General features: G+C 44.1%; 18 protein-coding genes. 16 read left to right on the top strand and 2 right to left on the bottom strand.

Features of this window, described 5'->3' with window-relative positions; translation table 11 throughout:
* Positions 1–4: 4 nt before the first annotated feature.
* From feoB to G573_RS0105295, 4 genes are all read left to right on the top strand, one after another.
* Positions 5–2,155, top strand: coding sequence for a ferrous iron transport protein B (feoB, locus tag G573_RS0105310; RefSeq protein ID WP_027975738.1), 2,151 nt, complete (start codon positions 5–7; stop codon positions 2,153–2,155).
* A gap of 15 nt (positions 2,156–2,170) precedes the next feature.
* Complete coding sequence (locus G573_RS11425) at positions 2,171–2,317, top strand: hypothetical protein (protein ID WP_027975737.1); 147 nt, start codon at positions 2,171–2,173, stop codon at positions 2,315–2,317.
* Between the two features lie 122 nt (positions 2,318–2,439).
* Positions 2,440–3,294: a bifunctional methylenetetrahydrofolate dehydrogenase/methenyltetrahydrofolate cyclohydrolase gene (locus tag G573_RS0105300; protein WP_027975736.1), complete on the top strand. Its 855-nt coding sequence runs from the start codon at positions 2,440–2,442 to the stop codon at positions 3,292–3,294.
* The gene (locus G573_RS0105295) at positions 3,291–4,139 is read left to right on the top strand and encodes an NAD(P)H-hydrate dehydratase (RefSeq protein WP_027975735.1); all 849 of its coding nucleotides are present in this window, start codon (positions 3,291–3,293) and stop codon (positions 4,137–4,139) included. Before G573_RS0105300 ends, G573_RS0105295 begins: the two co-directional genes overlap by 4 nt.
* 14 nt (positions 4,140–4,153) lie before the next feature.
* Here G573_RS0105295 and G573_RS0105290 read toward each other — a convergent pair whose 3' ends face one another.
* Positions 4,154–4,798 carry an HAD family hydrolase gene (locus G573_RS0105290; protein ID WP_027975734.1) on the bottom strand — a complete coding sequence of 215 codons (645 nt, stop codon included), beginning with the start codon at positions 4,796–4,798 and terminating at the stop codon, positions 4,154–4,156.
* A gap of 252 nt (positions 4,799–5,050) precedes the next feature.
* Here G573_RS0105290 and xseA point away from each other — a divergent pair, with 252 nt between their 5' ends.
* The 12 genes from xseA (at position 5,051) to G573_RS11420 (ending at position 14,114) form a co-directional block, all read left to right on the top strand.
* Entirely contained in the window at positions 5,051–6,394 is a 1,344-nt protein-coding gene (gene xseA / locus G573_RS0105285; protein WP_027975733.1) for an exodeoxyribonuclease VII large subunit, read from the top strand.
* Positions 6,369–6,584 carry an exodeoxyribonuclease VII small subunit gene (locus G573_RS0105280; protein ID WP_027975732.1) on the top strand — a complete coding sequence of 72 codons (216 nt, stop codon included), beginning with the start codon at positions 6,369–6,371 and terminating at the stop codon, positions 6,582–6,584. The genes xseA and G573_RS0105280 overlap by 26 nt, the downstream gene beginning before the upstream one ends.
* Positions 6,584–7,456 (top strand): polyprenyl synthetase family protein, encoded by an 873-nt coding sequence (locus tag G573_RS0105275; RefSeq protein WP_037586784.1) that lies wholly within the window; start codon positions 6,584–6,586, stop codon positions 7,454–7,456. The genes G573_RS0105280 and G573_RS0105275 overlap by 1 nt, the downstream gene beginning before the upstream one ends.
* Complete coding sequence (locus G573_RS0105270; RefSeq protein WP_027975730.1) at positions 7,449–8,276, top strand: TlyA family RNA methyltransferase; 828 nt, start codon at positions 7,449–7,451, stop codon at positions 8,274–8,276. Before G573_RS0105275 ends, G573_RS0105270 begins: the two co-directional genes overlap by 8 nt.
* Positions 8,263–8,727 carry an arginine repressor gene (locus G573_RS0105265; RefSeq protein WP_027975729.1) on the top strand — a complete coding sequence of 155 codons (465 nt, stop codon included), beginning with the start codon at positions 8,263–8,265 and terminating at the stop codon, positions 8,725–8,727. Before G573_RS0105270 ends, G573_RS0105265 begins: the two co-directional genes overlap by 14 nt.
* A gap of 17 nt (positions 8,728–8,744) precedes the next feature.
* Entirely contained in the window at positions 8,745–10,403 is a 1,659-nt protein-coding gene (gene recN / locus G573_RS0105260; protein WP_027975728.1) for a DNA repair protein RecN, read from the top strand.
* Positions 10,404–10,566: 163 nt separating this feature from the next.
* Positions 10,567–11,406: a DegV family protein gene (locus tag G573_RS0105255; protein WP_027975727.1), complete on the top strand. Its 840-nt coding sequence runs from the start codon at positions 10,567–10,569 to the stop codon at positions 11,404–11,406.
* Positions 11,399–12,250, top strand: a complete 852-nt coding sequence (locus G573_RS0105250) for an SGNH/GDSL hydrolase family protein (RefSeq protein WP_027975726.1) — start codon at positions 11,399–11,401, stop codon at positions 12,248–12,250. Before G573_RS0105255 ends, G573_RS0105250 begins: the two co-directional genes overlap by 8 nt.
* Entirely contained in the window at positions 12,225–12,824 is a 600-nt protein-coding gene (locus G573_RS0105245) for a YpmS family protein (protein WP_027975725.1), read from the top strand. The genes G573_RS0105250 and G573_RS0105245 overlap by 26 nt, the downstream gene beginning before the upstream one ends.
* Positions 12,825–12,919: 95 nt before the next feature.
* Entirely contained in the window at positions 12,920–13,195 is a 276-nt protein-coding gene (locus tag G573_RS0105240; RefSeq protein WP_027975724.1) for an HU family DNA-binding protein, read from the top strand.
* A gap of 208 nt (positions 13,196–13,403) precedes the next feature.
* A complete protein-coding gene (locus G573_RS0105235; protein WP_027975723.1) occupies positions 13,404–13,874 on the top strand; it encodes a Fur family transcriptional regulator in 471 nt (156 codons plus the stop codon).
* A gap of 93 nt (positions 13,875–13,967) precedes the next feature.
* Complete coding sequence (locus tag G573_RS11420) at positions 13,968–14,114, top strand: hypothetical protein (RefSeq protein ID WP_156888798.1); 147 nt, start codon at positions 13,968–13,970, stop codon at positions 14,112–14,114.
* A gap of 43 nt (positions 14,115–14,157) precedes the next feature.
* Here G573_RS11420 and G573_RS0105225 read toward each other — a convergent pair whose 3' ends face one another.
* Positions 14,158–15,195 (bottom strand): oxidoreductase, encoded by a 1,038-nt coding sequence (locus G573_RS0105225; RefSeq protein WP_027975722.1) that lies wholly within the window; start codon positions 15,193–15,195, stop codon positions 14,158–14,160.
* Positions 15,196–15,453 lie beyond the last annotated feature (258 nt).

Genomic DNA, 15,453 nt, shown 5'->3' with positions numbered 1-15,453 from the left:
AAAGATGACAGAAATTGCTTTGATTGGCAATCCCAACAGCGGAAAGACCAGTCTTTTTAATTTGCTGACAGGAACCCGTCAGCATGTCGGAAACTGGCCCGGCGTAACGGTTGAACGCAAAAGCGGACAAGTCAGAAAACTAAAAGCTGTCACTGTACAGGATTTACCGGGGATTTATTCCATGTCTCCTTACAGTCCGGAAGAAAAGGTGGCGCGTGATTACCTGCTCAGCAATCAGGCAGATTCTATTTTGAATGTGGTTGATGCGACCAATTTGGAAAGAAATCTGTATCTGACAACCCAGCTGATTGAGACGGGTATTCCTGTGACGATCGCTCTTAATATGAGTGATGTTTTAAAAAGTCAGGGAAAACTAATCAGTGTCGAAAAATTAGCTTATCAGATGGGAGTTCCGGTTGTTGCTACCAGTGCTTTGAAAAATACTGGTATTGACAAGGCTCTTAAAAAAGCCAGCCAAACAACTAAAACCAGTATTGACAGCATTCAGTACCCAACTTATGATGCTAAATTTGAGGCGGCCATTGCTCAGATTACAGAAGTCCTCGGTCAGACAGTTCCAGAGCGTTCTGGGCGCTTCTATGCTATAAAGCTGTTTGAGCGCGATCGCTTGGTTGAAGAAGAGTTTGATTTATCAGCCTTTCAAAAGAAAGAAATTCAAGACATTATTCAAATCACAGAGGAAATCTTCACAGAGGACTCAGAATCGATTGTGATCAACCAGCGTTATGCCTTTATTGAGCGTGTCAGCCAAATGGCACAGAGTCAGGACAGTGATTTTAAGATGTCTGTATCTGACAAGATTGACAAGGTCGTAACCAATCGGATCTTGGCACTGCCGATCTTTGCAGGCGTCATGTTTTTGGTTTACTACCTCTCCATCCAGACAGTCGGAACTATTGGCACCGATTGGGTCAATGATGTGCTCTTTGGTCAATACGTGCCTGATTTTGCAACCGGGATTCTGGAGAGTTTAAAGGTAGAAGCCTGGCTGCAGTCGCTGATTATTGATGGTATCGTAGCCGGTGTTGGAACAGTGCTCGGCTTTCTGCCGCAAATTTTTGTTCTTTTTGTCTGTCTGGGAATCTTAGAAGATATCGGCTATATGAGCCGGATTGCCTTTGTCATGGATCGTATTTTCAGACGTTTCGGTCTTTCGGGCAAATCGTTTATTCCTATGCTGATTTCAACAGGCTGCGGCGTACCTGGAATTATGGCCAGCCGGACGATTGAAAATGAGCGTGATCGGCGTATCACCATCATGACTGCTACCTTTATGCCATGTTCAGCCAAGCTGTCCATTATCGCCTTGATTGCAGGAGCCTTTTTCCCGCATAATCCTTGGATTGCTCCCAGTGCTTATTTCATGGGGATGATTGCCATTATTTTATCGGGAATTGCGCTTAAGAAAACAAGTTTTCTCGGCGGCTATACCAGTCCTTTCATCATGGAGCTGCCAAGCTATCACCTGCCAAAAGCTGATGCCGTTCTGCGCTATGCCTTTGGCAAGGCCATGAGTTTTGTCAAGCGCGCTGGAACCATTATTTTCAGTTTAACTGTCTTAATCTGGTTTATGAGTTCTTATAATTTTGCCTTTCAGGCTGTTGATACAGAAAATAGTATCTTGGCTGGTCTTGGCCACCTGCTGGCGTGGATTTTCACACCGCTCGGTTTTGGCAACTGGAAAGCAGCAGTAGCAGCTATTACCGGTCTTGCTGCTAAGGAAACGGTTGTAGCGACCTTTGGTATTCTCTATCATAATCCCAATGCTACAGAAACCACACACTCGCTCTGGGCCAGTCTGCAAGGGGATTACACAGCTCTCGCTGCCTATTCTTTTTTAACCTTTAACTTGCTGTGTGCGCCATGCTTTGCGGCTATCGGAGCAATCAAGCGGGAAATGGGGAATCTCAAGTGGACCTTAGCGGCAATTGGTTTTCAAACAGGCCTTGCTTATCTGGTCAGTCTCCTTATTTATCAAGTGGGGCTTGTGGCTCTTTATGGCAAGCCTTTCTCCCTTTGGACCGGCGTAGCTGCTGCAGTGTTTGCAGTCATGCTTTATTTCATTGCAAGAAAACCGCGTCATATTAAGGAAGAAGTCATTACCTTGGACAATTTAGGCCTCATTCGCGAGTAATAAAGGAGGAAATAGATGTCGACAATTATTATTGCCCTGCTGATTGCAGGCGGTACCTTTTTGGGTATGCGCCATTATCTTAAACAAAAAGGCTCTTGCGGAGACTGCAGCTGTGCCTGCCCTATCAAAGAGGAAATGAAGAAATCAGCAAAATCAGACTAGCAGAATCTTTTGCCGGGAAAAGTAACCCTTTGAACGGCTTATAAGAATTAAATATAAGAAAAGAGAGGCTGCGGCTCTCTTTTTTTGATATAATAGATTTAGTTTTATTTCAGGAGAGAAAGATGACAGACATTATTGACGGTAAAGCCTTAGCACAGCAGATGCAGACGCAGCTGGCTGAGAAAGTTGCGCGCATGCAGGAAAAATACAATCTTGTTCCGGGATTGGCAGTGATTTTGGTGGGAGATGATCCTGCCAGTCAGGTTTATGTCCGCAACAAAGAACGCGCAGCTAAGAAAGCGGGCTTCAAAAGCGAGACAGTACGCCTGTCAGATGCCATCAGCGAAGAAGAATTAATTGATGTGATTGACAATTATAATCAAGATTCGTCAATTCACGGTATTTTGGTTCAGCTGCCCCTTCCTGCTCATATTAATGATAAAAAGATTATTCTGGCTATTGATCCGCATAAGGATGTTGATGGCTTTCATCCTATGAATACAGGCCATTTGTGGAGCGGCAGACCGGTTATGGTTCCATGCACACCGGCGGGCATCATGGAAATGCTGAGCGCTTATCAGGTGGATCTTGAAGGCAAGCATGCAGTTATTATTGGCCGCTCAAATATTGTCGGAAAGCCGATGGCGCAGTTATTACTGGATAAAAATGCAACAGTTACTTTAACGCATTCACGGACGCGGCACCTTCCTCAGGTAGCAAAACAAGCCGATGTGCTGATCGTTGCTATCGGTCAGGGAAATTTTGTAACCAAAGATTTTGTCAAAGACGGAGCAGTCGTGATTGATGTTGGAATGAACCGTGACGATGACGGGAAATTAGTCGGTGACGTTAAATTTTCGGAAGTTGCCCAAGCTGCCAGTCTGATTACACCGGTTCCGGGAGGTGTGGGTCCTATGACCATCACTATGCTTTTGGAACAAACCTATCAAGCTGCCCTTAGAAGTGTGGGAAAATGATAATTGATGAAAAACTAGCTCAAAAAATTATTCAGCCGCGTCCTCTTGAAAGTCACAAGGGGACTTTTGGCCGTGTTCTTTTAATTGGCGGCAACTATCCCTACGGCGGTGCTGTCATCATGGCGGCTCTCGCTTGTGTCAATAGCGGAGCTGGCTTGGTTACGGTCGCAACCCATAAAGACAATATCACAGCCCTGCACAGTCATCTGCCTGAGGCTATGGCTTTTGATATGGCTGATTTTACCCGACTTCAGCAGCATATAGCAGCAGCCAATGTTATTTTAATCGGTCCGGGTTTGGCTGAAGATGACTTGGCGCAAAAAAGCCTCGCTCTCGTTCAGCAGCAAATAAGTTCGCAGCAGGTTCTGATTATAGACGGTTCTGCCCTTAATCTACTGGCTCAGGAAAAAGAAACTGTCTGGCAAACCGATAAGATCATTCTCACCCCTCATCAGAAAGAGTGGGAGAGGCTGTCAAATCTTGCTATTTCCGAACAGACTGAGGCTAAAACAAAAACAGCGCTAGCCCGTTTTCCAAAAGGAACAGTGCTAGTCGCTAAATCACATCAAACAAAAGTTTATCAAGGAAATCGCATGGGAGAGCTGCGTGTAGGAGGCCCCTACCAAGCAACGGGCGGTATGGGAGATACCTTAGCGGGCATGATAGCAGGTTTTGCCGCCCAGTTTAAATCTGATCTTTTTGAAACAGCTGCAGCAGCAGCCTATCTTCACTCTGCTATTGCTGAAGCACTGGCTCAGACCGCTTACGTTGTTTTACCCACAAGAATCAGTCAAGAACTGCCAAAGTGGATGAAAGCACTGAGTAAGGGTAGTCTGCCATCGTAGAAAATCAGCACAGCCTATTCTTTTAAATACTGGTAAATATCACTGTAGTCTGTAATCAGCTGATCAGCTGCGCTTAAATCTTGGCGGGGATAATCCGGATTGGCAAAGCCGAAACAGTACATACCGGCAGCTTTAGCAGCCCGGGTGCCGTTTTTAGTATCTTCTATGACCATGCAGTCAGTCGGCTGGGCTTTTAAGAGCTGAGCAGCATATAAGAAAACATCGGGAGCGGGTTTTGAATGGGGCACCTCTTCGCTGGTTACCATATAGTCAAAACAGTCTGCCAGCTGAAGCTCTGTTAATGCACGCCTGATTTCTTTCAAGGGTGACGATGATGCTACTGCTAAGCGATAGCCATGGTCTTTCAGCCAGTGGATTAGGGTTTGCACGCCCTTGATTGGCCGTACGCCGTCCCGTGCCATCAAAGCATCGCGGCGTGCATTCATATCGGCTATATATTCAGCCACTGATTTTGGCAGATTAAACTCATCTTTCATTTGCTGCCACATGAATTCAAAGGTTGTTCCCATGTACTGATACTGATGCGATTCATCTGTGTCAATCCCTTCATCGCGCAGTATCTGTGTTTTAGTTTCAAAAAAGGTGTACTCGGAGTCAACAATAACACCGTCCATATCAAAAATAATAACTTTTTCCATATAACCATCCATTTCCACTTTATATTGTAAACGTTTTCTTCCGTGTTTTCAAGCTCAAAATCAACAATGCAGCAACACTGAAGATAAACTCATTAATCTTACTGGCAAAAGAGCTGTCACAGTGTTTTTCTGACAGCTCTTTTTTCCTGTCTAAAGCCTGCTAAATTCTCTATTTTTTGCTATAATTGTATTACTATGCAGTTTGGATAGCAGATGCAGTTCCGGGGTGTGTTATCTTAAGAAAGGGGTTCCATGGCTGAGTATTTATCGGTGTCATCTTTGACCAAGTATTTGAAGCTGAAATTTGACCGTGATCCTTATTTGGAGCGGGTTTATCTGACAGGTCAGGTTTCCAATTTTAGAAAACGGCCGAAGCATCAGTATTTTTCGCTGAAAGATGAAAAGGCTGTTATTCAGGCAACCATGTGGAGCGGTATTTATCAAAAGCTGGGTTTTGAGCTGGAAGAGGGCATGAAAATCAATGTCGTTGGGCGTGTGCAGCTTTATGAACCATCGGGTTCCTATTCCATCATCATTGAAAAAGCAGAGCCGGACGGCATCGGAGCCTTAGCTGTTCAGTTTGAGCAGCTCAAGAAAAAGCTGACAGAGGCCGGTTATTTTGATGAGCGCCATAAAAAGCCTCTGCCGCGCTTTGTGAAAAAAATCGGTGTTGTCACCAGCCCCAGCGGTGCTGTTATCAGAGATATCATCACCACTGTTTCACGTCGTTTTCCAGGCGTTAATATCTTGCTTTTTCCAACCAAGGTGCAAGGAGAAGGCGCCAGCCAAGAAGTGGCGGCTAATATCCGGCTGGCAAATGAGCATAAGGATTTGGGCTTGCTGATTGTGGGCCGCGGCGGCGGATCTATTGAAGATCTCTGGGCTTTTAATGAAGAAATCGTGGTTCAGGCTATCTTTGATTCTCATTTGCCCATCATCTCCAGTGTCGGGCATGAAACGGATACAACCTTAGCTGATTTTGCAGCGGATCGCAGGGCAGCTACTCCTACAGCAGCAGCAGAACTGGCTACTCCGGTGACCAAGGCTGATTTGCTGGCCTTTCTTCAGGAAAGGCAGATGCGTTCCTATCAGGCGGTCATGCGGCTGATTCGGCAAAAAGATGAAAAAGTCAGAAAACTTCAGCAGTCAGTTATCTTTAGGCAGCCGGAAAGGCTCTATGATGCCTATGTGCAAAAATTAGACCATTTAAAAACCAGACTGTTTACACAGACCCAGCAAACCTACGATTATTACGATCGGGAAGAAAGGCTCCTGAGACAGCGATTGCAGTCGGTTGATCTGTCGGGAACGATAAATCGTTATCAAGAGCAATTAAAACAGACACAGCGTTTGCTTTTGAGCCATATGACCAGTCAGTATGACAGTAAACTGGCTCGCTTTGAAAAGGCGCAGGATGCGCTTTTGTCTTTGGATACCAAGCGGATTGTCGCACGGGGCTATGCTATTGTCCAAAAAGACAGTCATATCATTCAGTCCGCCAAGGAGATTAAAAAAGGCGACCGTCTCAGTCTGGCAATGAAAGACGGACACGTTCAAGTGGAGGTAGAAAATGTCGAACAAGAAGAAAACATTTGAAGAAAATTTGCAGGAATTAGAAGAAATTGTCGGAAAACTCGAAAACGGTGATGTTCCTCTCGAAGAAGCCATTGCTGAATTTCAAAAGGGAATGGTGCTTTCTAAGGATCTGCAAAAAACTCTGGAATCAGCAGAGAAAACCTTGGTTAAGGTTATGCAGGCTGATGGCAGCGAAGCGGAAATGGACTGATGGTGAATAAGAAGATTCAAAAAATTGATCAAGCCCTGCAGGACTATTATGCTCAAAAGACGGTTTCCAAAGAGCTTGTTGATGCTATTTTATATTCCATTAATGCTGGCGGCAAGCGGATCAGACCCTTGATGTTTCTGGAACTTTTGCAGGGGTTCGGCCTAAGTTTGCAGGATGCGCATTATCAAGTAGCAGCCTGTCTGGAGATGATTCACACGGGCAGTCTCATTCATGATGATCTGCCTGCTATGGACAATGACGACTATAGACGGGGACAGCTGACCAACCATAAAAAATTTGATGAGGCAACAGCCATTTTGGCAGGTGACAGCCTTTTTCTGGATCCCTTTGGTCTTTTAGCCAGAGCAGATTTGCCGGATAAGGTTAAGGTCAGCTTATCGGCTGAACTGTCTGAGGCTGCGGGTACCGATGGCATGGTTGGCGGTCAGATGCTGGATATTAAGGGTGAACATGCTCAGCTTGATTTGGCTGATTTGGCTAAGATTCATGCCAATAAGACAGGAAAACTTTTAACTTTTCCTTTCGTTGCAGCCGGTCTGATTGCCGGTTTGTCCGAAAAAGATCTGAGTGCCCTGCGCCGTGCGGGTGAGCTGATTGGTTTAGCTTTTCAGGTGCGTGATGATATTTTGGATGTGACAGCTGACTTTGCTCAATTAGGCAAAACACCGCAAAAAGATTTGAGTGCTGAAAAATCAACCTATCCCAGCCTTTTAGGCTTAGATAAGTCATATGACATTTTAAACGATGCTCTCGATCAGGCGCAGGCTATTTTTCAAACATTTGCTGCACAAAGCTCCTTTGACAGCAGTCAGATTGAGATGATGATAGAAAGGTTGCGTCTTCATGCCTAAGGAAAGAGTAGATGTTTTAGCTTACAAACAAGGCCTCTTTGAGACGAGAGAGCAGGCCAAGCGCGGAGTTATGGCCGGTTTAGTCGTGGCTGTTTTAAACGGTCAGCGCTATGACAAGCCCGGCGAAAAAATTGATGCAGCAACTGAATTGAAATTAAAAGGTGACAAGCTCAAATATGTCAGCCGCGGCGGGTTTAAACTGGAAAAGGCTTTGACTGTTTTTTCGCTTTCGGTAGACGGCCTGATAACACTTGATATAGGCGCTTCTACAGGCGGTTTTACGGACGTTATGCTGCAAAATGGTGCCAAGCTGGTCTATGCGGTTGATGTCGGAACCAATCAATTAGTATGGAAGCTGCGTCAGGATGAGCGCGTGCTGAGTATGGAACAGTATAATTTTCGCTATGCAGAACCAAAGGATTTTACAAAAGGTCAGCCGGCTTTTGCGTCTATTGACGTCAGTTTTATTTCCCTGTCTTTGATATTGCCGGCCCTGTTTAAGATTTTAGAGGATAAAGGGCAGGTTGTTGCACTGATTAAACCTCAGTTTGAAGCCGGCCGGGAGCTGATTGGCAAACACGGGATTGTTAGGGACCGGCAGGTTCATAGAAGTGTCTTAGAAAATGTGAGCGCTTTTGCGACAGATTGCGGATTTACAGTTAAGGGCCTGGATTTTTCACCGATTCAAGGCGGGCACGGCAATATTGAATTTTTAGCCCATTTAGAAAAATCAAATCATCCTGAAAATGAGGCTGCTGCCGATATTCAGACTGTTGTTGATCAAGCACACGAGGAATTTAAAAAGAATGAAAAAACGTGAACGTTTAGAATTAATTAAAAAGATTGTTTTAGAAAATGAGATTGAAACCCAAAACGAATTAGTCGGGCTTTTAAAAAAAGAAGGCCTGCAGGCAACACAGGCAACCATCTCCCGTGATATTAATGAAGTGGGGATTTCCAAAGTACCGACTGCAAACGGCCGATATATCTATGGCCTATCTAAAGGAAACACTCGGAAAGAAACATCGGTACCTAAGCCGACTGAAAGTTCGGTTAGGGCTGTCTCAGATGAGGTTTCAGGTTTGGAAAATTTTCTTCATATTGATGTTGTGCCGGGAACCAGCTACCTGCTTAAACGTTTTTTGCTGGAAGAGTTTGAGGGGCTTATTTTCAGCTTGATTGCCGATGATGACAGTCTGCTTTTGCTGGCTAAAAGTCCTAAGGACAGTGACAGAATCCGCCGGGAAATTAAATCTTGGATGAAAGAATAAACTAAAAAGGAGGGAGCATGCTTTTAGAAATTGCCATAAAAAACTTTGCCATTATTAAAGAAATTTCACTCAGCTTTGAGCAGGGCATGACTGTTTTGACTGGTGAAACGGGTGCGGGAAAATCCATTATCATTGATGCTATGAATATGATGCTGGGAAGCAGAGCCAGCACCGATGTTATTCGCCATGGCAGTTCCAAGGCAGAAATCGAGGGCTTTTTCTCCCTTGATGCTAATCCGTTTTTAGAGGAGCTGCTGCAGGATAATGGTATAGAGTGTTCTGATGAATTGATTATTCGCCGGGAAATTTTGCAAAACGGCCGCAGTATCAGCCGTGTTAATGGCCAGATGGTGAATCTTGCGACTTTACGCGCCGTTGGGCAGTATCTGGTTGATATTCACGGTCAGCACGATCAAGAAGAACTCATGCGTCCGCAAAAGCATATCCAGCTTTTAGATGCCTTGGGCGATGAGGCTTTTCAAACAGCCAAGCAGACCTATCAGGAGCTGTTTGACCGCTATAAAAGTCTGCGTAAGCGTGTTCTGGATAAGCGCAAAAATGAAAAAGAGCATCAAGCCCGAATTGAGATGCTGGAGTATCAGATTGCTGAAATTGAAGCAGCCGCTCTCAAATCAGGTGAAGACCTCAAACTGCAAAAAGAGCGGGATAAGCTGATGAACCACAAGCTCATTGTGGACACTCTGACCAACGCTTATGTCCTGCTGGATAATGACGACTTTTCCAGTCTTGCCAATGTCCGCTCAGCCATGAATGATCTGCAAAGCCTGGAAGAATACGATGCTGATTACAAAGAGCTGTCGGATAATCTCAGCGAGTCTTACTATATTTTGGAAGATGTCAGCAAGCGTCTGGGAGATATTCTGGACAGTCTGGACTTTGATGCCGGCGCTTTAGCTCAGATTGAAGCGCGGCTGGATACGATTAACACGATTACCCGCAAGTATGGCGGTTCAGTAGATGATGTTTTGGATTATTTTGCCAATATTGCCAAAGAATACGATCACTTAACAGGAAATGATCTGTCCTTTGACGATATTGAAAAAGAATTAAAATCCTTAGAACAGTCTTTGCTAGCATCAGCAGCAGAGTTAAGCCAAAAGCGCCATGCTATTGCAGAGCACCTATCCAAAGAAATCAAGCAGGAATTAAAAGACCTCTACATGGATAAGGCTGATTTCAAAGTGGTTTTCACTAAGGGCAAGTTCAACCGTGAAGGAAATGAGGCTATCGAGTTTTATATTTCAACAAATCCGGGAGAAGGCTTCAAACCTTTGGTTAAAGTGGCTTCCGGCGGAGAATTGTCTCGACTGATGCTGGCGATTAAATCAACTTTTTCCCGCCGTGAAGACAAGACCAGCATTGTTTTTGATGAGGTTGATACCGGTGTATCAGGCCGTGTGGCGCAGGCCATAGCGCAAAAGATTTATAAAATTGGCCGGCACGGTCAAGTCTTGGCCATTTCTCATCTGCCTCAGGTCATTGCCATCAGTGATTATCAGTATTTCATTGAAAAACAAAGCAGTGAGGACTCTACCGTTTCGACTGTCCGTCTCCTGAGTACGGATGAAAGAGTTGAAGAGATTGCCAAGATGCTGGCAGGAGACAATGTCACACCGGCTGCCCGTGAGCAGGCTAAAGAATTGTTAAGGAAATAATCAGCAGTTCTAAAAAGCTCTCAGGCAGGGAAATTGTACCACCTAAAAAATAGCGAGTGCTTTCCGACTTTTTGTGCCGTAAAACTTCCCCTAAAAGGCTATTATCTGGTATAATAAAGGCGATACTATAAAAATAGAAAGCTTAAATGAAGCAGGATCAAAAATGAGCGAAATTAAAATTGTCACCGATTCGTCTATTACGATCGAACCTGAATTGATCAAGGAATTGGATATTACTGTGGTTCCCCTAACGGTTATGGTTGATGGTGTGGTTTATTCCGATAATGATCTTAAGGAGGAAGGCAAATTTCGTGCTCTGGCTAAAAACAGCAAGACACTTCCTAAAACAAGCCAGCCGCCTGTGGGATTATTTGCTGAAACGTACGAACATCTTCTTAAAGAAGGTGCAGAGCATATTGTTGCCATCCACATTACCCATGCCTTATCAGGAACGGTTGAAGCATCGCGCCAGGGAGCTAATATTGCCGGGGCAGATGTCACTGTTTTGGACTCTTCTTTTACGGATCAGGCCATGAAATTCCAAGTCGTTGCTGCTGCTCGAGCAGCTAAGAACGGCAGCAGTCTGGAAGAGGTTTTAGCCAAGATTGAAGAGGTCAAAAAGAAAACGGAGCTGTTTATTGGCGTCTCAACATTGGAAAATCTTGTCAAAGGCGGACGGATTGGCCGTGTAACAGGGCTTATCAGTTCTTTGCTTAATATCAGAGTTGTCATGGAACTCAAAGACCATGTCTTAAATCCGGTCGCTAAAGGCCGGGGCAATAAGACCTTCAATAAATGGCTGGATAGTTTCATTGCTCACATCAAGGATCGGAAAGTCGCTGAGATTGGTATTTCTTATGCGGGAACTGCAGAACTTGCCAACGGTCTCAGAGATAAATTGCAGGCCCACGTTGAAAAAGAAATTGCTGTTTTTGAAACAGGCTCAGTCATACAGACTCACACGGGTGAAGGAGCTTTTGCGGTGATGGTGCACTATGAATAAAAAACTTCCTAAAGGACTTGCTTTTTTTCTTGCAAGCCTTCTTGTTTTCAGTCTTCTATTTTACTTTTTAATTCCGGCAAGAGAGTCTGGCTTTAAACATTTGGGACAAAAGCTGTCTATAAAGAAATCAACAACCTTTAATTATGTTGCCATCGGTGATTCTCTGACAGAAGGTGTTGGCGACACAACAGAGCAGGGCGGTTTTATTCCGCTGCTGTCACAAGAACTGCAGACAAGCTATCATTATGATGTGGCCAGCAATAATTACGGGGTTTCAGGCAATACCAGCCGGCAGATTCTGACACGGATGTCCCAAGAAGAAAAAATTCAAAAAAGTCTTACCAGAGCTAATCTGATGACGCTGACAGTCGGCGGTAACGATGTTATGGCTGTTATCCGCAAGGATTTGGCTAATTTGAAAGCTTCTTCTTTTACAAAACCGGCTCAGCTTTATCAAAAGCATCTGAGGGAAATTATTGAATTGGCCAGACAGAATAATAAGGATCTGCCTATCTATGTGGTCGGCATCTACAATCCTTACTATTTAAATTTTCCTGATTTGACGCAGATGCAGGAAATTATTGATAAGTGGAATGAGGGAACACAAAAGGTTACCGCAGAATATAAGAACGTTTATTTTGTCTCGATTAATGAATTGCTTTATAAGGGTGTTGACGGCGGTCAAACGGCCGTTGAAGCGCCAAGCAGTGACAGTGATTCCGGAAAGGTAACCAACAATGTCCTGTCTGAAAGCGATCGTTTCCATCCCAATAATATCGGTTACCAGATTATGTCAAAAGCAGTAATGGAGAAAATCAGTGAAACAAAAAAGAATTGGAACTAAAAGAAACGGCTGGAAGTGGGCGTTTCTGCTTTTATTAGCTGTTAATATCGCCTTTTGGGGAGTGATTGTCATCCGAGTAATGGGAGGCTCTGCGGCCGCACCTAAGAGCAGCCGGACCATAACAAATCCGGTTAAGGTCGGCACGATTACAACGACTAAAGAAGAACTCAATCAAGCCCTGACCAGCTATTTAAATGATTATCAGTCAAAAAATATGGGCTACAGTGTCCGCCTGACCTCAACGAACATTGAATTTCAGGGAAGTTACAAGCTTCTGGGATCTGAAGTGCCGCTCTACATTTACTTTGAACCTTACCATCTAAAAAGCGGAGCCATTCAGCTTAAAGTCACCTCAATGTCAGTCGGGAATCTGCCCTTACCGGAAGCCGAAGTACTCAGCTATATCAGATCCAGCTACAAGCTGCCGAGCTTTGTTGAAATTCTCCCTAAGAAGTCTGTTGTTAATATCAATCTGCAAAATATTGACAATGACAGTGGCCTTTATTTGAAATCGACTGCTATCAATTTGGCGACTGACGAAATAAACTTTGATATTTTAAAGAAAAATCGTTAAAAAGGCATTAAATACTTGACCTATCTAGGTTTTTTAGGTATGATAGAATCTGTTAAAGCCTATAAGGCTTATAAAATTATTGGAGGATTTGTTAAATGGCTAACAAACAAGATTTAATTGCAAAAGTTGCTGAAGCTACTGAATTGACTAAGAAAGATTCAGCTGCAGCAGTTGATGCTGTATTTTCAGCAGTATCTGAATACCTTGCAAAAGGTGAAAAAGTGCAACTTATTGGTTTTGGTAACTTCGAAGTTCGCGAACGTGCAGCACGCAAAGGTCGCAACCCTCAAACAGGTGAAGAAATCGAAATTAAAGCTTCTAAAGTTCCAGCATTCAAAGCTGGTAAAGCTCTTAAAGACGCTGTAAAATAATTATAGGCCAGTCTAAAAACCCTGCACTTGTGCAGGGTTTTTGTTTGTCACTGTGATTTTACAGATAAAACCACAAACTGCCGGATTTATGCTCGCTAAAACTGGCTTAATTGAAGTCATTACTTTACTGTTTAAGCCTTCCTTTTCGTTTTCAAGCGAAAATAGTGTATAATAGAAAAGGATAAAAAGAAAGGAGCTGGGATTAAGAATGGCACTGCATATCCATGATAATGATCCAAAACAGGCGGCATATAATCGTGTGCTGACACATCTTAAAAGAAAGCATATCCGTATTACAGAGACCCGGAAGGCCGTTATTGTTTATATGATTAATGCTCACCATCATCCGAGCGCAGAACAGATTTACCGCGACCTTCTTCCTCAGTATCCCAGCATGAGTTTAGCGACCGTTTATAACAATCTCAAAGTCTTGATAGATGAAGGCTTTGTTGCAGAGCTCAAACTCAGCAATGACAATACGGCTTATTTTGACTTTATGGGGGATGATCATCTGCATGTTGTCTGTGAGTCCTGCGGAAAGATTACAGATTTTGCAGATGCCGATCTTTCTTCGATTGAGGAAGAGGCGCATGAGCAAACCGGCTATGACATTACACGGACGCAGCTTTTGATGTATGGCCTTTGCCCGGACTGCCAAAAAAGAGAAAGAATTAGATAAAAGCTTAAAAAATCAGATGGTATGATCCCATTTTCTGAAGAGACGGAGCTAACCATTTCTTGATACATGCTAAGAAAAGAAGAAGGAGCTATTATGGAAAAAATTTTTCTCATTTTTTTGATGGTCTTTTCCCTTGCGAAAATCATTAGTGCTGTCGTTATCAGCAAAACAATGAAGGCGCCTGAAGCAAGGACACAAAAGGATTCGGAAGTCTTAGCCGATAAGCAAGAAGACATTTAAAAAGCACCAACAGCTTAAATTTTACTGTTGGTGCTTTTTGCATTTATTTTACCTGTCCGCGTTGATAAGAATTGTTGTAAACCTTAAACTGGTGATCGTGCAAAACGCTGGCAGCATCACTCAGCCAATTAACATTGCGAATGAGGCCGCGGCCAATTTCAATCAGGTCAGCTTGCTGGGTTTGCAAGAGGTATTCATCTAATTCCGGAGAATTCAGCAGCCCGACAGCAGTAGCAGGAATGGAGACAGCTTCCTTTATTCGGCTGGTATAGGGTGCCTGGTAGCCGCCGTAAACGGGAATATTTGGGCGGACGTCGAGCAGCCCGCCTGTTGAAACATCAATACAGTCGATGCCGTCACGTTCAAGCCAGCGTCCGATATTTTGCCAGTCTTCAATAGTATTTTGTATACCGCTATCATCGTAAGCAGTCAAGGACAGGCGAATCCAGATAGAACCGTTAAAATTAGCTTTAATGTGAGGCAGCATTTCCTGAACAAAGCGATAACGATTTTCCAGACTGCCGCCGTAACGGTCCTTGCGGTGGTTGGTCAGAGGTTCTAAAAATTGATTAATGAGATAGCCATGAGCCCCGTGCAGCTCAATCATATCAAAGCCGGCTTTATGGGCGCGCCCGGCTGCGGCAGCAAAAGATTTTTGAGTCCGTTCAATATCTGTGAGTGTCATTTCGCGCGGAACTCCGTAGTCCTGATTGTAGGCAATAGGACTGGGAGCGATCTTATCCTTGGCATCAGCTGACTTTCGCCCGCCGTGCCCCAACTGTACACCGACTTTGGCCCCGAAAGCATGCAGCTCATCTACCAAGGCTTTCAGCCCTGTAATATGTTCATCGCTCCATATTCCCAGATCCTTGTCTGTTAAGCGGCCGTCAGGTTCTACTGCAGTTGCTTCCAAAATAATCAAGCCGACCTGCCCGATAGCACGGGCACCGTAATGCGCATGGTGAAAGGGAGTGACTTTTCCGTCTTCTTTGTCGACTGCATACATACACATGGGCGGCATGACCACTCGGTTTTTCAGTGAAAGACCTGCAACGTGAGCAGGTGATAATAATTTTGACATGTAACGCCTCCTTTGGATTCTTGCTTTCATTATAGCAGAAGTATTGCTGAAAGAGGCAATTAAAGAGAGTGGGACAAAAATCGGTAAATCGTCATGAAATGGCGATTTCGATTTTCCTCGCTCTCCTATTTTAAGGCTCAGGTAGAAATCATCCACTGGATAATTTCTATCCCACCTCCGCACAGTTTATTAGCTCAAAAGGTCTGGGAGACCTTTTGAGAGTGATAATAAAGCTAACTAAGTTAGCTTCAAATATCC

The sequence above is a fragment of the Streptococcus devriesei DSM 19639 genome (assembly GCF_000423725.1).
Taxonomy (GTDB): domain Bacteria; phylum Bacillota; class Bacilli; order Lactobacillales; family Streptococcaceae; genus Streptococcus; species Streptococcus devriesei.
This window is presented reverse-complemented; position numbering and strand designations above follow the sequence as displayed.

Excerpts from the sequence above, each read along its gene's own strand:
- G573_RS0105235 (WP_027975723.1), top strand. The coding sequence starts at position 13,404 with ATGGCACTGCATATCCATGATAATGATCCAAAACAGGCGGCATATAAT.
- G573_RS0105290 (WP_027975734.1), bottom strand. The coding sequence starts at position 4,798 with ATGGAAAAAGTTATTATTTTTGATATGGACGGTGTTATTGTTGACTCC.
- recN (WP_027975728.1), top strand. The coding sequence starts at position 8,745 with ATGCTTTTAGAAATTGCCATAAAAAACTTTGCCATTATTAAAGAAATT.
- G573_RS11420 (WP_156888798.1), top strand. The coding sequence starts at position 13,968 with ATGGAAAAAATTTTTCTCATTTTTTTGATGGTCTTTTCCCTTGCGAAA.
- xseA (WP_027975733.1), top strand. The coding sequence starts at position 5,051 with ATGGCTGAGTATTTATCGGTGTCATCTTTGACCAAGTATTTGAAGCTG.
- G573_RS0105300 (WP_027975736.1), top strand. The coding sequence starts at position 2,440 with ATGACAGACATTATTGACGGTAAAGCCTTAGCACAGCAGATGCAGACG.
- G573_RS0105265 (WP_027975729.1), top strand. The coding sequence starts at position 8,263 with ATGAAAAAACGTGAACGTTTAGAATTAATTAAAAAGATTGTTTTAGAA.
- G573_RS0105240 (WP_027975724.1), top strand. The coding sequence starts at position 12,920 with ATGGCTAACAAACAAGATTTAATTGCAAAAGTTGCTGAAGCTACTGAA.
- feoB (WP_027975738.1), top strand. The coding sequence starts at position 5 with ATGACAGAAATTGCTTTGATTGGCAATCCCAACAGCGGAAAGACCAGT.
- G573_RS0105225 (WP_027975722.1), bottom strand. The coding sequence starts at position 15,195 with ATGTCAAAATTATTATCACCTGCTCACGTTGCAGGTCTTTCACTGAAA.
- G573_RS0105295 (WP_027975735.1), top strand. The coding sequence starts at position 3,291 with ATGATAATTGATGAAAAACTAGCTCAAAAAATTATTCAGCCGCGTCCT.
- G573_RS0105250 (WP_027975726.1), top strand. The coding sequence starts at position 11,399 with ATGAATAAAAAACTTCCTAAAGGACTTGCTTTTTTTCTTGCAAGCCTT.
- G573_RS0105275 (WP_037586784.1), top strand. The coding sequence starts at position 6,584 with ATGGTGAATAAGAAGATTCAAAAAATTGATCAAGCCCTGCAGGACTAT.
- G573_RS0105270 (WP_027975730.1), top strand. The coding sequence starts at position 7,449 with ATGCCTAAGGAAAGAGTAGATGTTTTAGCTTACAAACAAGGCCTCTTT.
- G573_RS0105280 (WP_027975732.1), top strand. The coding sequence starts at position 6,369 with ATGTCGAACAAGAAGAAAACATTTGAAGAAAATTTGCAGGAATTAGAA.
- G573_RS11425 (WP_027975737.1), top strand. The coding sequence starts at position 2,171 with ATGTCGACAATTATTATTGCCCTGCTGATTGCAGGCGGTACCTTTTTG.
- G573_RS0105255 (WP_027975727.1), top strand. The coding sequence starts at position 10,567 with ATGAGCGAAATTAAAATTGTCACCGATTCGTCTATTACGATCGAACCT.